20 protein-coding genes are annotated in these 18,918 nt (G+C 66.9%); 9 read left to right on the forward strand and 11 right to left on the reverse strand.

Going from position 1 to position 18,918, the window contains the following annotated elements:
• Positions 1 to 27: 27 nt before the first annotated feature.
• From DIE21_RS13280 to DIE21_RS13290, 3 genes are all read left to right on the forward strand, one after another.
• On the forward strand, positions 28 to 438 hold the full coding sequence (locus DIE21_RS13280) for a group II truncated hemoglobin (protein ID WP_124498142.1): 411 nt from the start codon (positions 28 to 30) through the stop codon (positions 436 to 438).
• A 103-nt stretch (positions 439 to 541) separates the two neighbouring features.
• A complete protein-coding gene (locus DIE21_RS13285) occupies positions 542 to 1,273 on the forward strand; it encodes an alanyl-tRNA editing protein (RefSeq protein ID WP_124498143.1) in 732 nt (243 codons plus the stop codon).
• Positions 1,270 to 1,887 carry a DUF924 family protein gene (locus DIE21_RS13290; RefSeq protein WP_124498144.1) on the forward strand — a complete coding sequence of 206 codons (618 nt, stop codon included), beginning with the start codon at positions 1,270 to 1,272 and terminating at the stop codon, positions 1,885 to 1,887. The genes DIE21_RS13285 and DIE21_RS13290 overlap by 4 nt, the downstream gene beginning before the upstream one ends.
• Before the next feature lie 100 nt (positions 1,888 to 1,987).
• Here DIE21_RS13290 and DIE21_RS13295 read toward each other — a convergent pair whose 3' ends face one another.
• The 11 genes from DIE21_RS13295 to DIE21_RS13345 all read right to left on the reverse strand — a co-directional run bounded on the left by DIE21_RS13295 (position 1,988) and on the right by DIE21_RS13345 (position 11,524).
• A complete protein-coding gene (locus DIE21_RS13295) occupies positions 1,988 to 3,886 on the reverse strand; it encodes a glycosyltransferase family 39 protein (protein WP_124498145.1) in 1,899 nt (632 codons plus the stop codon).
• Positions 3,887 to 4,113: 227 nt separating this feature from the next.
• Positions 4,114 to 4,875: an SDR family oxidoreductase gene (locus DIE21_RS13300; protein ID WP_124498146.1), complete on the reverse strand. Its 762-nt coding sequence runs from the start codon at positions 4,873 to 4,875 to the stop codon at positions 4,114 to 4,116.
• A 22-nt stretch (positions 4,876 to 4,897) separates the two neighbouring features.
• Positions 4,898 to 5,479 carry a TIGR00730 family Rossman fold protein gene (locus tag DIE21_RS13305; RefSeq protein WP_124498147.1) on the reverse strand — a complete coding sequence of 194 codons (582 nt, stop codon included), beginning with the start codon at positions 5,477 to 5,479 and terminating at the stop codon, positions 4,898 to 4,900.
• Positions 5,476 to 6,231 carry a TetR/AcrR family transcriptional regulator gene (locus tag DIE21_RS13310; protein ID WP_124498148.1) on the reverse strand — a complete coding sequence of 252 codons (756 nt, stop codon included), beginning with the start codon at positions 6,229 to 6,231 and terminating at the stop codon, positions 5,476 to 5,478. The genes DIE21_RS13305 and DIE21_RS13310 overlap by 4 nt, the downstream gene beginning before the upstream one ends.
• 192 nt (positions 6,232 to 6,423) lie before the next feature.
• Entirely contained in the window at positions 6,424 to 6,960 is a 537-nt protein-coding gene (locus DIE21_RS13315) for a diacylglycerol kinase (protein WP_124498149.1), read from the reverse strand.
• Positions 6,957 to 7,991, reverse strand: a complete 1,035-nt coding sequence (locus tag DIE21_RS13320) for a glycosyltransferase family 1 protein (protein WP_124498150.1) — start codon at positions 7,989 to 7,991, stop codon at positions 6,957 to 6,959. Before DIE21_RS13320 ends, DIE21_RS13315 begins: the two co-directional genes overlap by 4 nt.
• A gap of 30 nt (positions 7,992 to 8,021) precedes the next feature.
• On the reverse strand, positions 8,022 to 8,960 hold the full coding sequence (locus DIE21_RS13325; RefSeq protein WP_124498151.1) for a UDP-2,3-diacylglucosamine diphosphatase: 939 nt from the start codon (positions 8,958 to 8,960) through the stop codon (positions 8,022 to 8,024).
• A gap of 277 nt (positions 8,961 to 9,237) precedes the next feature.
• Positions 9,238 to 9,747, reverse strand: a complete 510-nt coding sequence (locus tag DIE21_RS13330) for an RDD family protein (RefSeq protein WP_124498152.1) — start codon at positions 9,745 to 9,747, stop codon at positions 9,238 to 9,240.
• 6 nt (positions 9,748 to 9,753) lie between these two features.
• Positions 9,754 to 10,512 carry a DUF3106 domain-containing protein gene (locus DIE21_RS13335; RefSeq protein WP_124498153.1) on the reverse strand — a complete coding sequence of 253 codons (759 nt, stop codon included), beginning with the start codon at positions 10,510 to 10,512 and terminating at the stop codon, positions 9,754 to 9,756.
• 26 nt (positions 10,513 to 10,538) lie between these two features.
• Positions 10,539 to 10,964, reverse strand: coding sequence for a DUF3619 family protein (locus DIE21_RS13340; RefSeq protein ID WP_124498154.1), 426 nt, complete (start codon positions 10,962 to 10,964; stop codon positions 10,539 to 10,541).
• Positions 10,961 to 11,524 (reverse strand): RNA polymerase sigma factor, encoded by a 564-nt coding sequence (locus DIE21_RS13345; protein WP_059468121.1) that lies wholly within the window; start codon positions 11,522 to 11,524, stop codon positions 10,961 to 10,963. Before DIE21_RS13345 ends, DIE21_RS13340 begins: the two co-directional genes overlap by 4 nt.
• A 352-nt stretch (positions 11,525 to 11,876) precedes the next feature.
• On the opposite strand from DIE21_RS13345, the gene DIE21_RS13350 reads away from it, so the two are divergent.
• The 6 genes from DIE21_RS13350 to DIE21_RS13380 all read left to right on the forward strand — a co-directional run bounded on the left by DIE21_RS13350 (position 11,877) and on the right by DIE21_RS13380 (position 18,895).
• A complete protein-coding gene (locus DIE21_RS13350) occupies positions 11,877 to 13,640 on the forward strand; it encodes an acetolactate synthase 3 catalytic subunit (protein ID WP_124498155.1) in 1,764 nt (587 codons plus the stop codon).
• Between the two features lie 111 nt (positions 13,641 to 13,751).
• Positions 13,752 to 14,243 (forward strand): acetolactate synthase small subunit, encoded by a 492-nt coding sequence (ilvN, locus tag DIE21_RS13355; protein WP_006750445.1) that lies wholly within the window; start codon positions 13,752 to 13,754, stop codon positions 14,241 to 14,243.
• A 95-nt stretch (positions 14,244 to 14,338) separates the two neighbouring features.
• Positions 14,339 to 15,355 (forward strand): ketol-acid reductoisomerase, encoded by a 1,017-nt coding sequence (gene ilvC, locus DIE21_RS13360; RefSeq protein WP_124498156.1) that lies wholly within the window; start codon positions 14,339 to 14,341, stop codon positions 15,353 to 15,355.
• Between the two features lie 138 nt (positions 15,356 to 15,493).
• Positions 15,494 to 16,138 (forward strand): phosphatidylserine decarboxylase, encoded by a 645-nt coding sequence (locus DIE21_RS13365; RefSeq protein ID WP_089440671.1) that lies wholly within the window; start codon positions 15,494 to 15,496, stop codon positions 16,136 to 16,138.
• A 15-nt stretch (positions 16,139 to 16,153) separates the two neighbouring features.
• Complete coding sequence (pssA, locus tag DIE21_RS13370; protein ID WP_124498157.1) at positions 16,154 to 17,026, forward strand: CDP-diacylglycerol--serine O-phosphatidyltransferase; 873 nt, start codon at positions 16,154 to 16,156, stop codon at positions 17,024 to 17,026.
• A 324-nt stretch (positions 17,027 to 17,350) separates the two neighbouring features.
• Complete coding sequence (locus DIE21_RS13380) at positions 17,351 to 18,895, forward strand: 2-isopropylmalate synthase (protein WP_124498158.1); 1,545 nt, start codon at positions 17,351 to 17,353, stop codon at positions 18,893 to 18,895.
• Positions 18,896 to 18,918: the final 23 nt, after the last annotated feature.

The raw sequence follows: 18,918 nt of genomic DNA on the forward strand, positions 1-18,918 counted from the left end.
CCAAATATCCCGTTTCCGATTATCCGTATGACCGATGTGAATGATGATGCGCCGTCGCAGCCGACGGCGTTCGAACTCGTGGGCGGTGAAGCCCGCGTGCGCGAAATGGTGGACCGTTTCTACGACCTGATGGACCTCGAGCCCGAGTTCGCGGAGATTCGCGCGCTGCATCCGGCATCGCTCGACGGCTCGCGCGACAAGCTGTTCTGGTTCCTGTGCGGCTGGCTCGGCGGCCCCGACCACTACATCAGCCGGTTCGGCCATCCGCGGCTGGGTGCACGGCACCTGCCGTTCCCGATCGCGTCGGTCGAGCGCGATCAGTGGCTGCGCTGCATGGCGTGGTCGATGGAGGACATCGGGATGCCCGAGCCGCTGCGCGAGCGGCTCATGCACTCGTTCTACGACACGGCCGACTGGATGCGCAACCGGCCCGGTTGATCGACCGGTACGCCGCCGTCCGGACGCCGGGCGATCTGCGTCTGGGCGCCGGTCCGGCGCGGCGCGACACTGCCCGTTTCCCTATCGATACGAGGTTCGCGCGATGACGACCCAGGCCCTGTTTCGCGAAGACGCCTATCTGACGCACTGCGAGGCCGTCGTCGCGGCCGTCGGCGCTGACGGCATCCGGCTCGACCGCACCGTGTTCTATCCGCTCGGCGGCGGGCAGGCCAGCGACAGCGGCACGCTGACGCTGCCCGACGGCAGCACGATCGCGATCGCCGACACGCGCAAGGCGAAGTTCGACGGCGCAACGCCCGACGACGTGGTGCACGTGCCCGCGGCGGGCCAGGAAGCGCGCGTCGCGGCGCTCGCGCCCGGCGCGCGCGTGGTCGCGGACATCGACTGGCTGCGCCGCTACCGGCACATGCGGCTGCATACGGCCGCGCACCTGATGTGCGCGGTGCTGCCGTACCCGGTCGACGGCTGCAGCGTGACCGCCGACTACGTGCGGCTCGATTTCGCGACGTCCGACGCGATCGACCGCGTCGACGTCGAGCGCTGTCTCGCGGGGCTGGTCCATGGCGCGCATGCGGTCACGACCGAATGGATCACCGACGCGGAAATGGCCGAGCGCCCCGATCTCGTGCGCACGATGAGCGTGAAACCGCCGATGGGGCTGGGCCGTGTGCGGCTGCTGCGCATCGCCGGCATCGACCTGCAGCCGTGCGGCGGCACGCACGTGCGCAACACGTCGGAAATTGGCGACCTGCGGGTCGCCAGGCTTGAAAAGAAGAGCGCGCGGACACGGCGCCTCGTACTGGAGTTTGCATGACGATCGACAACCTGACGGACAGCGCCGCGGCGCTCGATCCGCAAGCGCGCGAGATTCTCGATTTCTGGTTCGGCGAGCCGGGTTCGGCGGAGTTCGGCCACGCGCGCAAGGCATGGTTCAACGGCGGCGCGGCGTTCGACGACGTGCTGCGCACGCGCTACGGTGCGTTGCTCGACGCCGCGTGCGACGGCGCCTGCGATCGCTGGGCCGGCACGCCGCTCGGCGCGCTTGCGCTGATCGTGGTCCTCGACCAGTTCTCGCGCAACATTCATCGCGGTACGCCGCGTGCCTTCGCGGCCGATCCGAAGGCGCTGGCGCTCGCGCGGCGCGTCGTCGCGGCAGGGTGGGACGCGCAACTGCCGAGCGGCCATCACCGCGCGTTCGCGTACCTGCCGTTCGAACATGACGAGTCGGAAGAGAGCCAGCGCGAGGCCGTGCGGCTGTGCGCAGGCATTCGCGGCGAGGCCGGGTGCGAGAGTTACCACGACTTCGCGTTGCGCCATGCGGCCGTGGTCGGGCGCTTCGGTCGTTTCCCGCACCGGAACGCGATTCTCGGCCGACCGTCGACGGTCGAAGAGGCGGCATTCCTGCGCGAGCCCGGTTCATCGTTTTGAGGTGCGGGGCGGCTGCGCGGCGGGCGTGAAGCCGCGCTCGCGCGCCGCTTGCGCCGCGTGCCGGAGAGGGCGACGGCACGCGGCGCGGCACCGCCTTGCGTCACGGCGCCTGGTGCGCTTGCGGCGTGCGCACGTAGACGCGCAGCAGTTCCTCGTTGTCGCCCGGGCGCGCGCCGGTCCAGAACAGTTTCCATTCGCTGCCGGGCGCCGGATCGACGGCCCGCACGCCCTGGACGATCATCCACGTGCAGCGGGTCGTGTTCGCGTCGTCGATCGGCGTGTGCTGGATCCCGGAGAAGTAGTACAGCATCGGCGCTTCCGATTCGCCGAGCCCGTGCAGGCTCGCCATGCAGTCGCCGTCGCGCCATTCGAGCGCGAGCTGCGCGTTCAGGTCGTCGAACACCGACCGGTAGCTCTTGGCGACGTCGAGCCACGGCAGCAGCAGCGTATACACGAGGCCCCACGCGACCAGCGCGCCCGCGCCCCACGACAGCGCGCCGCGCCACCGGCCGGTCGCGCGCAGCTTCGGCAGCAGCCACAGCCAGCCGACCGTCAGCACCAGCGCGCCGATCACGAGTCCGGGCACGATCGGCATCGTCCAGTCGAGCGGCAGCCAGCGGCCGAGCCGCGCGAGGCTCGCCCGCGATGCGCCCGGATCGGCCATCGTCGCCCAGATCACCCACGCGAGCGCGACGACGGTGCCGAACAGCAGGCGGCTCAGGTAATCCCAGGCGAGATGCAGCCCGCGCGGCAGGCGGTCGATCGCCTGTGCGGCGACCAGCGCGAGCGGCGCGAAGAACGGCAGGATGTAGAGCTGGCGCGAGGTCGCGGACACTTGCAGCACCGCGAGGCCGATGCCGGCGAACAGCACCGGCAGCGCGATGCGCGGCGTGCGCCACTCGCGCCATGCACCGCGCGCCAGCGCGGCGATCGCGAGCGGCGCGACCGGGAAGCCGAGCAGCAGGAACGCACGCACGATGAAGAACGGCTTGTCGTTTTCCGCACCGAGCTCGGGTACCGAGAAGCCGAAGAAGCGGCCGACGTTGTTGTCCCAGAACCAGGTCATGAACAGCGTTTCGGAGCGCAGGAACAGCGCGATCGGCCAGATGAGCGCGAACGGCGCGAACACGAGCGCGGCGACGCCGAGCGCACGCGCGAACGCGCGCGTACGGCAGGCGGGGTAGAGCACCAGCGCCCCCGTGAGCGTGGCCGCGAACACGAGCGGCACGAACAGCCCCTTCGCCATCAGCGCGATGCCGACGCCCGCGCCGAAGATCGGCGCGGCCCAGCGGGCGGACGGCTGCACCGGCAGCCCGTGGCGCATCTGCCGGGCGTGCGCGACGTGCTGCATCACGAGTTCGAGCAGGCCGCAGAAGCCCATCGCGGTGCCGGCGAACAGCGCGACGTCCGTCATCATGTCGTGCACATGCTTGATGACGACGAGCGTGCCTGCGCTCAGCACGACAGGGCCGATCACGCGCAGGTCGAGCCAGCTGTCGGCCCGGTTGGCACTGCGTGCCGCGCGTGCGACGAAGCCGAAGGCCAGCGCCGCGAACAGCGCGCTCGCGAGCCGCGCGGCGTCGTGCAGCGGCATCACGCGCTGCAGCAGCCACGCGAGGCTCGTCGCGACCCACGCGTAGAGCGGCGGCTTTTCCATGAACGGCAGGCCGGCGTTGGTCGGTACGACGAAGTCGCCCGTCTCGAGCATGTGCTGGACGATGCCGAACGTATAGGTTTCGTCCTGCTTCCACGGATCGTGGCCGAGCACGCCCGGCAGCGTATACGCGCAGACCAGCGCGGCGATCAGCAGCCAGACGCGCCAGCCGAGCCGCAGGACCCGGTCACGGGGGGCGTTCGTCGCGGCGGCGCCGGCCACGGCGGACGTGCCGGCGGCATTGAGCGTCGCGCTGAGGTCGGGATCGGCGGCTGATCGGGCGTGCGTGGCCGAAGCGGGCACGGAGGACGTGCGTCGCCGGCCGGGCGCTGCGGTTCCAGGCATGGAAAAGATCTCGGTCGGGTCAAGCCGGTCCGGCGACATGGGCCGGGCCAATAAGGGGCGCATCAAGGCGAAATGACAGCTGGATGACCGGCTGTTTTGGCTTGGCGCTAGTAAAGCACGGAACTGTTACGGATGTTTACTGAAACGGTCACGATATTGTGGAGATTTGTGGTGTCGTGACCGCGGACTGTTTCAGCCTGTCCGTCTTGCCGCCTTCTGGTGCGCGATTAGCGTCCGCCGCCGACGTCGAGCAGGGCGCCCGTCGTGTATGACGCCGCATCGCCGAGCAGCCAGACGATCGCTTCGGCGATCTCCGCCGCTTCGCCAGCGCGGCCGAGCGGCGTTTGAGCGCCGAGGCGCGCTGCGCGACCCGGCTGGCCGCCGCTCGCATGGATTTCCGTCTCGATCAGGCCGGGGCGTACCGCGTTGACGCGCACGCCGTGCGGGCCGAGTTCCTTCGCGAGGCCGATCGTCAGCGAATCGACCGCGCCCTTCGAGCCTGCGTAGTCGACGTATTCGTTCGGCGAGCCGAGCCGAGACGCGATCGACGACACGTTGACGATGGCGCCGCCGCGCCCGCCGCGATCGGTGGACAGCCGGCGCGCCGCTTCGCGCGCGCACAGGTAAGCGCCGAGTACGTTGGTGTCGAACATCCGCCGCAGCCGGTCGAGCGGCATGTCGGCGAGCGGCATCGACGGCGCGACGATCCCCGCATTGTTGACGAGCGCGTCGAGGCGGCCGAACGCTGCCGTGACCGTATCGAACATGGCGATGACGTCCGCCTCGTTCCCGACGTCGCCGGCGACGACGCACGCGCGTGCGCCGGCGTCGCGAACGGCTTGTGCGGTCAGTTCGGCTGCCGCCGCGTCGCGCGCGTAGTTGATGCCGACGTCCCAGCCGCGCTCGGCCGCGAGCACGGCGGTCGCGCGGCCGATGCCGCGGCTCGCGCCGGTGATGAGGACGGCCTTGCGATCGGACGGTGCGGGCATTGCGCGAGGCTCCCGGTGAGCGTTACTTGGCCGCGTCGGGCGCCCACTTGTCGCGGGCGGGCGGCTGGTAGCGGCGCAGCTGGTCGATCAGCGCGACCGGTTCGGAGTCGACGCACAGCGCGTCGAAGTAGGCCGGACGCATGAAGCCTTCCTCGACCGTATGGCGCAGCAGCGCGATCAGCGGATCGTAGAACGAATCGATGTTGTACAGCGCGACGGCCTTGCGGTGATAGCCGAGCTGCGCCCACGTATACACCTCGAACAGCTCTTCGAGCGTGCCGGCGCCGCCGGGCATCGCGACGAACGCGTCGGAGAGGTCGGCCATCATCTTCTTGCGATGGTGCATGTCGGGCACGACGTGCAGTTCGGACAACCCGGTATGGCCGACTTCCTTGTCGACGAGCAGCTCGGGGATCACGCCGACCGCACGGCCGCCGGCGGCCATCACTTCATCGGCGATCACACCCATCAGGCCGACACGGCCGCCGCCGTAGACGAGCGTGAGGCCCGCATCGACGAGTGCGCGGCCGAACGCGCGCGCGGCGTCCGCATAGACGGGCCGCACGCCGGACGACGAGCCGCAGTAAACGCAGACTGCCTTCATTGTTTCGTATCCTTCGCGGCGGGCCTGGCGGCGACCGGGCTGCCCGCGGGCCGCGGCGAACCATCGCGCGGCGGCAGGTAGTCGGTGAACTGGCGCTTGGGCAGCTTGCCGGAGACGAGATCGTCGAACAGCTGGCGCGAACGGCCGCGCAGGTACGGGGCCATCACCGAGATCACGTGCATGCTCACCTGGTGCAGTTCTTCGCGGATCGCGTCCTGGTCGTTGTACTTGCGCGGATGCATCACGTACTGATACGACAGCCAGTAGGTCGAGATCACGGCCATGTTGGTGGCGATCACTTCGATCTCGGCGGGCGTCGCGACCATTTCGGCGTCGGACACGAGCAGTTCGCACATGTCGTGCGCGAAGCGCACCTTGTGGCTGATGATCTGCTTGAAGTGCGTCTCGAGCGTGCGGTTGCGCGCGAGCAGGTCGTTGAGGTCGCGATACAGGAACCGGTAGGTCCACATGAAGTCGGCCATGTACTGCAGGTACGACCAGGTCTCGTCGATCGTCGGACGGTGATCTTCGGGGAAGCGCAGCCGCCGTTCGATCTGCTGCTCGAACTGCGCGAAGATGCTGTTGATGATGTCGTCCTTGTTGCGGAAATGGTAGTACAGGTTGCCTGGACTGATTTCCATTTCCTCGGCGATCGTCGTGGTGGTGACGTTCGGCTCGCCGATCTCGTTGAAGAGTTTCAACGACAACTCGAGAATCCGTTCGCGCGTGCGGCGGGGAGGTTTCGCTTCCATGTCGTCCGGCCCTGTGTGTGCCGGACTGGCGGGCGCTGCAATCGATGCTGCGAGATTCGTCCGGCGCGGGTTGCTGTTCTAAGTCTGGCGGACGATTATAAACCGCTGTTTCCTTACAACGGGCGCATTTCGTGATCGCGATGCGTTCCGCGCATGGTGCGCCGCCGCATGCGGGCGCTGCGGACGGTGCCGCTAGAAGCCGAGCCAGCGCGCGACGACCGGCCCGAGCACGAAGCCCCACGTCGTCACGCACGCGAACAGCGCGACCGTGACCGCCGCGCTGCCGAGGTCCTTCGCGCGCTTCGACAGTTCGTGGCGCTCGAGCGAGATGCGGTCGATCGCGGCCTCGACGCTCGAGTTCAGCAGCTCGACGATCAGCACCAGCAGCACCGACGCGATCAGCAGCGCGCGCGATGCGGCCGGGACCGGTGAGAACGCAGCGATCGGCAGCATCAGCGCGGCGAGCGTGAGCTCCTGGCGGAACGCGCTTTCCTCGCGGATCGCGACGCGAAACCCGTTCAGCGAATGCTTGAGCGCGTACCACGCGCGCGTGATGCCGCGGTGGCGCTTGTACGGGTTCGGCGGCAGCGGCGCCAGACGATCGTCGGGGCCGAGCGGTTCGTGCGGGTGCACGTCCGCGTCGGCGTGCGGCTCTTCTTCGTCGAACGGACGATGCGGTTGCGCCGTCGCGGCAGGGGGCGGGGTCTTGTCGTTCAGGTCTCGTTTCAAACGGCGGCACCTTCGGCGGGCGAGTACGCGGTCTTCGGCAGCGGCTTCAGATGCGACGCGAACTGCTCGGATGCCGCGCGCCACGAAAAGCGTTCGGCCCACGCGCGGGCAGTCTCGCGTTCGATCTTCAGCGCCTCGAGGCAGGCTTCCTGCAGGTCTTCGTGCATCGCGCCGGCATTGCCCCCGCCGAGCACGTCGATCGGGCCCGTCACGGGGTACGCGGCGACCGGCGTGCCGCATGCGAGCGCCTCCAGCAGCACGAGGCCGAACGTGTCGGTGCGACTCGGGAACACGAACACGTCGGCCGCAGCATACACCTTGGCGAGCTCGGCTTGCGACAGTACGCCGAGATAGTTCGCTTCCGGATAGCGCGATTTCAGCTCGGCCAGCGCCGGGCCCTCGCCCGCGACCCACTTCGAGCCGGGCAGGTCGAGGCGCAGGAATGCCTCGACGTTCTTCTCGATCGCGACACGGCCCACGTACAGGAAGATCGGCCGCGCGGTATTGAGCACCTTCGACTCCATCGGCCGGAAGATGTCGAGATCGACGCCGCGCGTCCACAGCACGACGTTCGTGAAGCCGAACTTCTCGAGATCCTGCTTGACGACCGGGGTCGGCGCCATCACCGCGAGCGACGGCCCGTGGAACCAGTGCAGGAACTTGTAGGTCGCCGACAGTGGGATGCCGAAGCGTGCCTGCACGTATTCCGGAAAGCGCGTGTGATACGCGGTCGTGTACGGCAGCTTGCGCGCGCGCGCATAGCGGCGCGCGGCGAGGCCGAGCGGGCCTTCGGTCGCGATGTGCAGCGCGTCCGGTGCGAACGCATCGATGCGGGCGCGCAGCTTGCGGTACGGCAGGATCGACAGGCGGATCTCGGGGTAGGTCGGGCACGGCACCGTGCGGAATTCCAGCGGCGTCAGCATTTCGACCCGGTGGCCGAGCGCGGTGAGTTCGCGGGAGGTGCTCTTCAGCGTGCGCACGACGCCGTTGACCTGCGGTTCCCACGCATCGGTGACGATCATGATCTTCATCGCGGCATGTGTCCTGTAAGTGGAGTTGTGTCAGGCGGTGGCCTTGGCCTTGCGCGACGGGGCTGCTGACGGCGCGGTGCGCATCGCCGTCCAGTAGACGATCTTCAGTTCGCCTTCCATCGTTTCGACGAGCGCGGACAGGCTCTCGACCCAGTCGCCGTCGTTGCAGTACAGCACGCCGTCGATGTCGCGGATCTCCGCCTTGTGGATATGTCCGCACACGACGCCGTCACAGCCGCGGCGGCGCGCTTCGTCGGTCATCACGGTCTCGAACTGCGAGATGAAGTTCACCGCGTTCTTCACCTGGTGCTTCAGGTACTGCGACAGCGACCAGTACTGGAAGCCCAGCCGGCTGCGGATCCGGTTGAACCAGCGGTTCAGCACGAGGATCAGCGTGTAGAGCGTGTCGCCGAGATACGCGAGCCATTTCGCGTGCTGGATCACGCCGTCGAACAGGTCGCCGTGCACGATCCACAAACGTTTGCCCGCGAGCGTCGTGTGAAACGCCTCGCCGCGCACCTGGATGTCGCCGAACGCGAGGTCGCAGAACTGCCGCGCGCCTTCGTCGTGGTTGCCGGGGATGTAGACCACCTGCGTGCCCTTGCGCGCCTTGCGCAGGACCTTCTGCACGACGTCGTTGTGTGCCTGCGGCCAGTACCAGCCCTTCTTCAGCTGCCAGCCGTCGATGATGTCGCCGACGAGGTACAGGTACTCCGAATCGTTGTGACGCAGGAAGTCGAGCAGGTACGGCGCCTGGCAGCCGCTGGAGCCGAGATGGATGTCGGACAGCCAGATCGTGCGGTAGCGATGCGTGGACGGTTCGTGATCGTCATGCTGCGTGGCGTGCGCGGCCGTCGGCTCGTGCGGCGAAAGGGCATCGGTTGCGGCCGAGCCGGACAGGAAGGCGGTGACGGCGCGGGCGCCGAGCGGTTGACGGAACAGGGAGGTCGCGGACGTTTTCTGGCCCATGCATGACTCGCGCCGGTTGACATTACCGGCATTGCGCCATGCGGGCGTGACCATGCCGTGACAGTCACGAGACGTTCTTATTACTGTCGTTGCGGCGTGTTTAGCAGTGAATGCCGGGAGGTTGGGCAACCTGCCGAACCGACTGGTCTGTCACGATCGGGCAGGCCGCGCGGGGCGGCCATGCGGGCGTTTTCGAGGGGTTTCGTCTGACGGATGCGCGGATGTGCGGAGCCGGGGCCGGGGCCGCGGTTGCGGTTGCGCGGACTGCGCGGGCGCGTCAGCGCGGAATCGCGACGACGCGCGTGCGCGCGAGGCGGTCGTGCGGGAACTGGCGATCGGCGTGCAGGCGGGCGGCGCCGGCCCATGCGACGATCCAGGCGGCGCCGAGCGCGAGCGTGACGGGCACCGACAGGCCGAGCAGCGGATGCAGCGCGAGCGGCGGCAGGAACCACAGCCAGCCGAGCGCATAGCGGACGAGCGCATGCGCGGCGTTCAGCGGGCGGCCGCTCGACGATTCGAGCCGCAGCCGCCAGGTTTTCATCGGCAGCGTCTGGCCGCCGTGGGTCCAGAACCAGACGAAGTACGCGCCGACGACGAGCGCGATCCACGCGGCGAGGAGATTGTGATGGACGAGGCCGTTGCGTTGCTGCGTCGCGAGGCTGAAGGCGAGGCCCGCGAAGAACACGACGCCGAACAGCAGCACGGCTTCGTACAGCATCGCCGCGAGGCGCCGCCGCACGGACGGCGCGGCGACGGCCGCGGCCTGGGGGGCGGGGGCGCTCGCCACGGCCGCTCAGGAGCCCTTGAACATCGACGGCGCGTCGGCCGGCGACACGGGCGTGACGGTCGCAGGCGCGGGCGCGGGGCCGGACGTGGATGACGCCGCCACCGGCGGCGCGCCCGCACCGGCCGATGCGGGCAACGGCGCCGGCGCGGGGCTGCTTGCCGGATGCTCGTGCGAATTGACGAGGCGGCGCACGTCGCGGTCGGCGGCGACCGTCGGCGGCGCGCTGACGACGCTCGGCCGGCGGCGGCGCTCGGTCGCGGCGAGGCGCTGCTTCTGTTCTTCGGGCAATTGCTGGTAGGCCTTCCACGCGCGCTCGCGCGCCTGCGCGGACAGTTCCTTCGCGCTCTGGTAGTTTTCGCGCGCGACCCGGCGCTGCTCGGGCGTCATCCGCGCCCACTCGGACATCCTGTCCTGCAGATGTTTCTGCTCGTCAGGCGTCAATTTCGCGAAACGCGATGCGATCTTCAGCCATTTGCGCTTGCGTGCATCGCTGAAGCCGTCCCACTGGTCGGCGAACGGCGCGAGCGCCGCGTGTTGCGCGGGCGTCAAGCGTGCCCACGACAGCGGGCCGTTGGCGGCCGGCAGCGGCAGCGGGGCGAGTTCGGTGGTCAGCCCGGCGGCGGTCGAGGTCGGCGCGGGCGCGCTGCTGGCCGCGGCGGAGACCGCCGCGGGGGGCGGGTTGAATCGGGAATAGGTGGCGACATAGGAAACGGCGATCGCGATCACGCATCCGAAAAATACGGCCAGGCCGCGCTTCTGACTCACCCGTGCGATCCCCTCGTTATTGTCTGTTAGCGTGCGTGCGAAAGATACGCGTTGAACCCGTGATCGAGATACGCGTTGAGCGGCAAGTCGTCGCTGAGCATCGCCGCGTCGATGTCGGCGAGCTCGGCGGTGCGCTGCATGTCTTCCCAGTAGGCGATGCCGACGAGCCCCGCGAGCAGCAGCGCGAGCGGCCAGGCGCGCAGCAGGCGGCGCGCGAACGACGTCTGCGGGCGGCTCGCGGGCGGTGTGCCGTAGGTGCCGGCCGCACCGGCGAAGGCGGGCACGAACACCGGCGCGGTCGCGGCTTCCGGCTTCTTGCGCGCGAGCGCGGCCCGGCGCGCGACGGCCAGGCGATCGGTGGTCGCGGCAGGCAGTGCCGCGGCACGTTCGTCCAGCGCGCGGCGGACCTTCAGCGCGAATTCGTGTTCTCGATTTACGGGAGTGGAGCTCATAGCGTGATTCCTTTGGCCTTGAGCGCTTGCGCCAGGGTGTGGGTGGCTCGCGAGCAGTGCGTCTTGACGCTGCCTTCGGAGCACCCCATTGCGGCGGCAGTCTCGGCGACATCCATATCTTCCCAATAACGCATCAGGAAGGCTTCCCGTTGACGTGTCGGAAGTTTCTGGATTTCTTCGTCGATCAGGGCCAGAACCTGCTCCCGCTCGAGGCGGTGCTCGGTGCTCTCGACACCCGCATTGTCGTCCGCGGATTCGAGCGTTTCCAGCGGATCGAAGTCTTCGTCGTCCGTGTTGTTGAGCGACGAGAAGAGCGTGACCCAGGTATTGCGGACCTTCTGCCGGCGGAACCAGTCGTGGATCGCGTTCTGCAGGATCCGCTGGAACAGCAGCGGCAGCTCGGCCGCCGGCCGGTCGCCGTATTTCTCCGCCAGCTTGATCATCGCGTCCTGCACGATGTCGAGCGACGCATCGTCGTCACGCACGGCGTACGCAGCCTGCTTGAACGCGCGCCTTTCGACGCCCGCCAGAAAGTCGGCGAGTTCCTTGTCTGATGCCATTCCGTAAAGGTATGCGCTGCGGACTGCGGCGTGTGAAAGGTCGAAAAATTTCGTAAAACCCGCGGATGCTAACAAATTTTCGCGCGACTTGGCACCGGTTGCGGCGTGCTACGTTGCGCGCGAGCCGCGTCCGCGGGCCGCCGGGCGGGGGCCATGATGCGCTGCGGGATATTTTGCTTGACGACCCAATCATGACCCGCTATCGTCAGCGATTCGCAACATGAAGTGATGGTCTCATTTGAGGCTGGCCCAAGAAGCCCGCCCTTCAAACTGGACGCGCCGCTTGAACCCGAGCCACAAGCCCGGCAGAGAGCACCCGATCAATTTTTTGCCGAAAATTCGAAAGGTCAAAATGAACATGCCCAGCGCGGAATTCTCCACGTCGGAACCCCTTTCCCCTCCCGATAGCGACTCCATCGGCGCCACCGTGCTCATGAAGGCACTGGCCGACGAGAACGTCGAATTCATCTGGGGCTACCCCGGCGGCTCGGTACTCTACATCTACGACGAGCTTTACAAGCAGGACAAGATTCAGCACGTGCTGGTGCGCCACGAACAGGCGGCCGTGCACGCAGCCGATGCGTATGCGCGTTCCACCGGCAACGTCGGCGTCTGTCTCGTGACGTCCGGCCCCGGTGTCACCAATGCGGTGACCGGCATCGCGACGGCCTACATGGATTCGATCCCGATGGTCGTGATCAGCGGCCAGGTGCCGACTGCCGCGATCGGCCAGGACGCCTTCCAGGAATGCGATACGGTCGGCATCACGCGTCCGTGCGTGAAGCACAACTTCCTCGTGAAGGACGTGCGCGACCTCGCGGAAACCGTCAAGAAGGCGTTCTACATCGCCCGCACCGGCCGTCCGGGCCCGGTGCTGATCGACATCCCGAAGGACATCTCGAAGACGCCGTGCCAGTACGAGCCGGTCAAGAGCGTGTCGCTGCGGTCGTACAACCCCGTCACGAAGGGCCATTCGGGCCAGATCCGCAAGGCCGTGTCGCTGCTGCTGTCGGCGAAGCGTCCCTATATCTACACGGGTGGCGGCATCATCCTCGCCGACGCGGCGCGCGAACTGAACCAGTTCGCCGACCTGCTCGGCTACCCGGTCACGAACACGCTGATGGGCCTCGGCGGCTATCGCGCGTCGGACAGGAAATTCCTCGGCATGCTCGGCATGCACGGCACCTACGAAGCGAACATGGCGATGCAGCACTGTGACGTGCTGATCGCGATCGGCGCCCGCTTCGACGACCGCGTGATCGGCGACCCGGCGCACTTCGCGTCGCGTCCGCGCAAGATCATCCACATCGACATCGACCCGTCGTCGATCTCGAAGCGCGTGAAGGTCGACATCCCGATCGTCGGCGACGTGAAGGAAGTGCTGAAGGAGCTGATCGAACAACTGCAGACGGCCGAGCATGGCCCCGACACCGACGCGCTCGCGCAATGGTGGAAGGACATCGAGGACTGGCGCGCGAAGGACTGCCTGAAGTTCGACCGCGAAAGCGAGATCATCAAGCCGCAGTACGTGGTCGAGAAGGCGTGGGAGCTGACGGACGGCAACGCGTTCGTATGCTCGGACGTCGGCCAGCACCAGATGTGGGCCGCGCAGTTCTACCGTTTCAACAAGCCGCGTCGCTGGATCAACTCCGGCGGCCTCGGCACGATGGGCTTCGGCCTGCCGGCGGCGATGGGCGTCAAGATGGCGCACCCGGACGACGACGTGCTGTGCATCACGGGCGAAGGCTCGATCCAGATGTGCATCCAGGAACTGTCGACCTGCCTGCAGTACGACACGCCCGTGAAGATCATTTCGCTGAACAACCGCTATCTCGGCATGGTCCGCCAGTGGCAGCAGATCGAATACAGCAAGCGCTATTCGCATTCGTACATGGATGCGCTGCCCGACTTCGTGAAGCTTGCCGAAGCGTACGGCCATGTCGGCATGCGGATCGAAAAGACCTCGGATGTGGAGCCGGCGCTGAAGGAAGCGCTGCGCCTGAAGGACCGCACCGTGTTTCTCGACTTCCAGACCGATCCGACCGAAAACGTCTGGCCGATGGTACAGGCCGGCAAGGGCATCACCGAGATGCTGCTCGGATCGGAAGATCTGTAACGGCGCGACGCGCGCCTGGACCGGAAGCGGCCGCCTTCACGAAGGGCGGTGCGGCACCGGGCGGCGCGCGGCGCGAGTGAATCGACACGGCACATTCTGGAAGAAGCGAACATGAGACACATCATTTCCGTCCTGCTGGAGAACGAACCGGGCGCGCTGTCGCGCGTGGTCGGTCTGTTTTCCGCACGCGGCTACAACATCGAAACCTTGACGGTGGCGCCGACCGAAGACCAATCGCTGTCGCGGCTCACCATCGTTTCCATTGGCTCGGACGACGTGATCGAACAGATCACGAAGCATCTGAACCGCCTGATCGAGGTGGTGAAAGTGGTGGACCTGACCGACGGTGCACACATCGAACGCGAGCTGATGCTGATCAAGGTACGTGCAGTGGGCAAGGAGCGCGAAGAAATGAAGCGGATGTCGGACATTTTCCGCGGCCGCATCATCGACGTGACCGAAAAGACCTACACGATCGAATTGACGGGCGCGAGCGACAAGCTCGACGCATTCATCCAGGGGCTGGACGCCAGCGCGATCCTCGAGACCGTGCGTACCGGCAGCTCCGGCATCGGACGCGGCGAGCGCATCCTGAAGGTGTGATGCCAGACAGGCACGCCGGGTGCGCCGTCATGTCCCGGCTCGCAGTACTCCATCTGAACGAATTGTTGAATTTTTGAATTTGAGAAGGAACCATCATGAACGTTTTCTACGACAAAGACGCTGACCTCTCCCTCATCAAGGGCAAGCAAGTCACGATCATCGGCTACGGCTCGCAAGGCCATGCACATGCACTGAACCTGAAGGACAGCGGCGTGAACGTGACGGTCGGCCTTCGCAAGGGCGGCGCGTCGTGGAGCAAGGCCGAGAACGCAGGCCTGACGGTCAAGGAAGTCGCGGAAGCGGTGAAGGGCGCGGACGTCGTCATGATGCTGCTGCCGGACGAGCAGATCGCCGACGTGTACGCGCAGGAAGTGCACGCGAACATCAAGCAGGGCGCCGCGCTGGCATTCGCACACGGCTTCAACGTCCACTACGGCGCGGTGATCCCGCGCGCCGACCTCGACGTGATCATGATCGCGCCGAAGGCACCGGGCCACACCGTGCGCGGCACGTACTCGCAAGGTGGCGGCGTGCCGCACCTGATCGCGGTTGCGCAGAACAAGTCGGGCGCGGCACGCGACATCGCGCTGTCGTACGCGGCAGCGAACGGCGGCGGCCGTGCCGGCATCATCGAGACGAACTTCCGTGAAGAGACCGAAACCGACCTGTTCGGCGAGCAGGCCGTGCTGTGCGGCGGTACGGTCGAGCTGATCAAGGCAGGTTTCGAGACGCTGGTCGAAGCCGGCTACGCGCCCGAAATGGCGTACTTCGAGTGCCTGCACGAGCTGAAGCTGATCGTCGACCTGATCTACGAAGGCGGCATCGCGAACATGAACTACTCGATCTCGAACAACGCCGAGTACGGCGAGTACGTGACGGGCCCGCGCATCGTCACGGAAGAGACGAAGAAGGCGATGAAGCAGTGCCTGACCGACATCCAGACGGGCGAGTACGCGAAGAGCTTCATCCTCGAGAACAAGGCTGGCGCTCCGACGCTGCAGTCGCGCCGCCGCCTGACGGCCGAGCACCAGATCGAGCAGGTCGGCGCGAAGCTGCGCGCGATGATGCCGTGGATCGCGAAGAACAAGCTCGTCGACCAGACGAAGAACTAAGCACGGATCGAGCAAAACGTGCTGTTCCGGCCCTTCGAGTGGAGGGTCGGTATCAAAAAGCCGCCCGAAGGCAGTAGTGCCCCGGGCGGCTTTTGCTATCCTACGGGCTTTGCAATTCACCGAACACAGAACGAATCCATGAACTATCCTCATCCGATCATCGCGCGCGAAGGCTGGCCGTTCATCGCGATTGCAGCCGTCGTCGCGTTGTTGATCCACGCCGTCGGGGGCTTCGGCTTCGCGTGGCCGTTCTGGCTGCTGCTCGTCTTCGTCGTCCAGTTCTTCCGCGATCCGCAGCGCCCCATCCCGGCGCAGCCGAACGCGGTGCTGTGTCCGGCGGACGGCCGCATCGTCGCGGTCGAGACCACGCAGGATCCGTACGCGAACCGCGAAGCGCTGAAGATCAGCGTGTTCATGAATGTCTTCAACGTCCATTCGCAGCGTTCGCCGGTCGACGGTGCGATCTCCAAGGTCGAGTACTTCCCGGGCGCGTTCCTGAACGCGGCGATCGACAAGGCGTCGACCGAGAACGAGCGCAATGCGGTCGTGATCCAGACGGCGAGCGGCAAGACCGTCACCGCCGTGCAGATCGCCGGTCTCGTCGCCCGCCGGATCCTCTGCTACGTGCGCGCCGGCGAGCCGCTGTCGCGCGGCCAGCGCTACGGTTTCATCCGCTTCGGTTCGCGCGTCGACGTGTACCTGCCGCTCGGCAGCCGCGCGAAGGTGTCGATCGGCGAGAAGGTCTACGCGTCGTCGACGATCCTCGCCGAGCTCGAACAGTAAGCGGCGGAACGCACGATGGCCGCATTCAAACCGCGCCGGCCGCGCAACGGCTCCAGCCAGACGCCGCGCCCGTTCCGCCGCAACAAGGGGATGGCGCCCGATCCGGCGCCCATCGAGAGCCGCCGCGCCGCGCGCCAGCGCTTCCTGAAGACGCGCGGCATCTACCTGCTGCCGAACGCGTTCACGACCGCCGCGCTGTTCTGCGGGTTCTTCGCGGTCGTGCAGGCGATGAACGTGCGCTTCGAGATCGCCGCGATCGCGATCTTCGTCGCGATGGTGCTCGACGGGATGGACGGGCGCGTCGCGCGGATGACGCATACGCAAAGCGCGTTCGGCGAACAGTTCGACAGCCTGTCGGACATGGTGTCGTTCGGCGTTGCGCCCGCGCTCGTGATGTACGAGTGGGTGCTGAAGGATCTCGGCCGCTGGGGCTGGCTTGCCGCGTTCGTCTACTGCTCGGGCGCCGCGCTGCGCCTCGCGCGCTTCAACACGAACATCGGCGTCGTCGACAAGCGCTTCTTCCAGGGGCTGCCGAGCCCGGCCGCCGCCGCGCTGATTGCCGGCTTCGTCTGGCTCGCGACCGACAACCGCGTGCCGATGAAGCTCGGCTGGCTGCCGTGGGTCGCGTTCGCGCTGACGATCTACGCGGGCGTGACAATGGTGTCGAACGCGCCGTTCTACAGCGGCAAGGCGCTCGACGTGCGGCACCGCGTGCCGTTCGCGGCGATCCTGCTGGTCGTCGTCGCGTTCGTGCTCGTGTCGTCGGATCCGCCGCTGATGCTGTTCTGCCTGTTCGTCCTGTACGGGCTGTCGGGCTATGTGTTCTGGGCCTACATGGCCGTCCGGGGACGGTCGAATCCCGCACGCTCGTCGCAGCGCGATCACTGAAGCGCAACCTGCCCGGAAACGGCGGCCTCGGATGTGATTCCGGGCCGCCGTTTCCATTTGCCCCTTTTAGCATCGCGCGGCCCCGGCATCCCGGGTGCCGTCCGATTGCGCACCCAGCGGAATGCCGCTATAGTCTTCGGCATGACTGCATTTTCCCGCCTCTCCCTCCTTCTAGCCGGTGCGCCGCTACGCGCGCTAGCTTTGGCGCGCCTGCCGCGCTGACCGTTCTCGCCCTCCGTCAAGCCTCGTCTGTTGTTGAGCGTCGCCAGCGGTGGCGCGATCTCATTACGTTTGATTTCCGTATAAAGAGCCCTGGAGCCCCCCATGACAGACAAGCTGATCATTTTCGATACGACGTTGCGTGACGGTGAACAATCGCCCGGCGCGTCGATGACGAAGGAAGAGAAAATCCGCATCGCGAAGCATCTCGAGCGGATGAAGGTCGACGTGATCGAAGCCGGCTTCGCGGCCAGCTCGAACGGCGACTTCGACGCGATCCACACGATCGCCGGTCTCGTGAAGGACAGCACGATCTGTTCGCTGGCGCGCGCCAACGACAAGGACATCCAGCGCGCCGCCGACGCGCTGAAGCCGGCCAACAGCGCGCGGATCCACACGTTCATCGCGACGTCGCCGCTGCACATGGAGAAGAAGCTGCGGATGACGCCGGACCAGGTGTTCGAGCAGGCGCGCCTCGCGGTGCGCTTCGCACGCCAGTTCACCGACAACGTCGAATTCTCGCCGGAAGACGGCAGCCGTTCGGATCTCGACTTCCTGTGCCGCGTGCTGGAAGCCGTGATCGCCGAAGGGGCGACCACGATCAACATCGCCGACACGGTCGGCTACGGCGTGCCGGAACTCTACGGCAACCTCGTGAAGACGCTGCGCGAACGCATTCCGAACTCGGACAAGGCGATCTTCTCCGTGCATTGCCACAACGACCTCGGGATGGCGGTGGCGAACTCGCTCGCGGGCGTGAAGATCGGCGGTGCGCGGCAGGTCGAGTGCACGATCAACGGTCTCGGCGAGCGCGCGGGCAACACGTCGCTCGAGGAAATCGTGATGGCCGTGAAGACCCGCAAGGACTACTTCGGCCTCGACGTCGGCATCGACACCACGCAGATCGTGCCGACGTCGAAGCTCGTGTCGCAGATCACCGGTTTCGTCGTGCAGCCGAACAAGGCCGTGGTCGGCGCGAACGCATTCGCGCACGCGTCGGGCATCCACCAGGACGGCGTGCTCAAGGCGCGCGATACGTACGAGATCATGCGCGCGGAAGACGTGGGCTGGACCGCGAACAAGATCGTGCTCGGCAAGCTGTCGGGCCGCAATGCGTTCAAGCAGCGCCTGCAGGAGCTCGGCGTGTCGCTCGACAGCGAAGCCGAACTGAACGCCGCGTTCATGCGCTTCAAGGACCTCGCCGACCGCAAGGCCGACATCTTCGACGAAGACATCATCGCGATCGTCTCCGAGGAGTCGGCGTTCGCGCACGAGCAGGAGCACTTCAAGTTCGTGTCGCTGTCGCAGCACTCGGAAACGGGCGAGCAGCCGCAGGCCAAGGTCGTGTTCGCGGTCGAGGGCAAGGAAGTGACCGGCGAGGCGCGGGGCAACGGCCCCGTCGACGCGACGCTGAATGCGATCGAAAGCGAAGTCGGCAGCGGTTCCGAGCTGCTGCTGTACTCGGTGAACGCGATCACGACCGGCACGCAGGCGCAAGGCGAAGTGACGGTCCGGCTGTCGAGGAGCGGGCGGATCGTGAACGGCGTCGGCACCGATCCGGACATCGTCGCGGCGTCCGCGAAGGCGTACATTGCCGCGCTGAACAAGCTGCACTCGAAGGACGACAAGCTCAACCCGCAGCGCGCGTAAGCGCTGCGCGTCGAGCGTTCGAC

This window comes from Burkholderia sp. Bp9140 (genome assembly GCF_003853425.1).
In the GTDB taxonomy this organism is placed as follows: domain Bacteria; phylum Pseudomonadota; class Gammaproteobacteria; order Burkholderiales; family Burkholderiaceae; genus Burkholderia.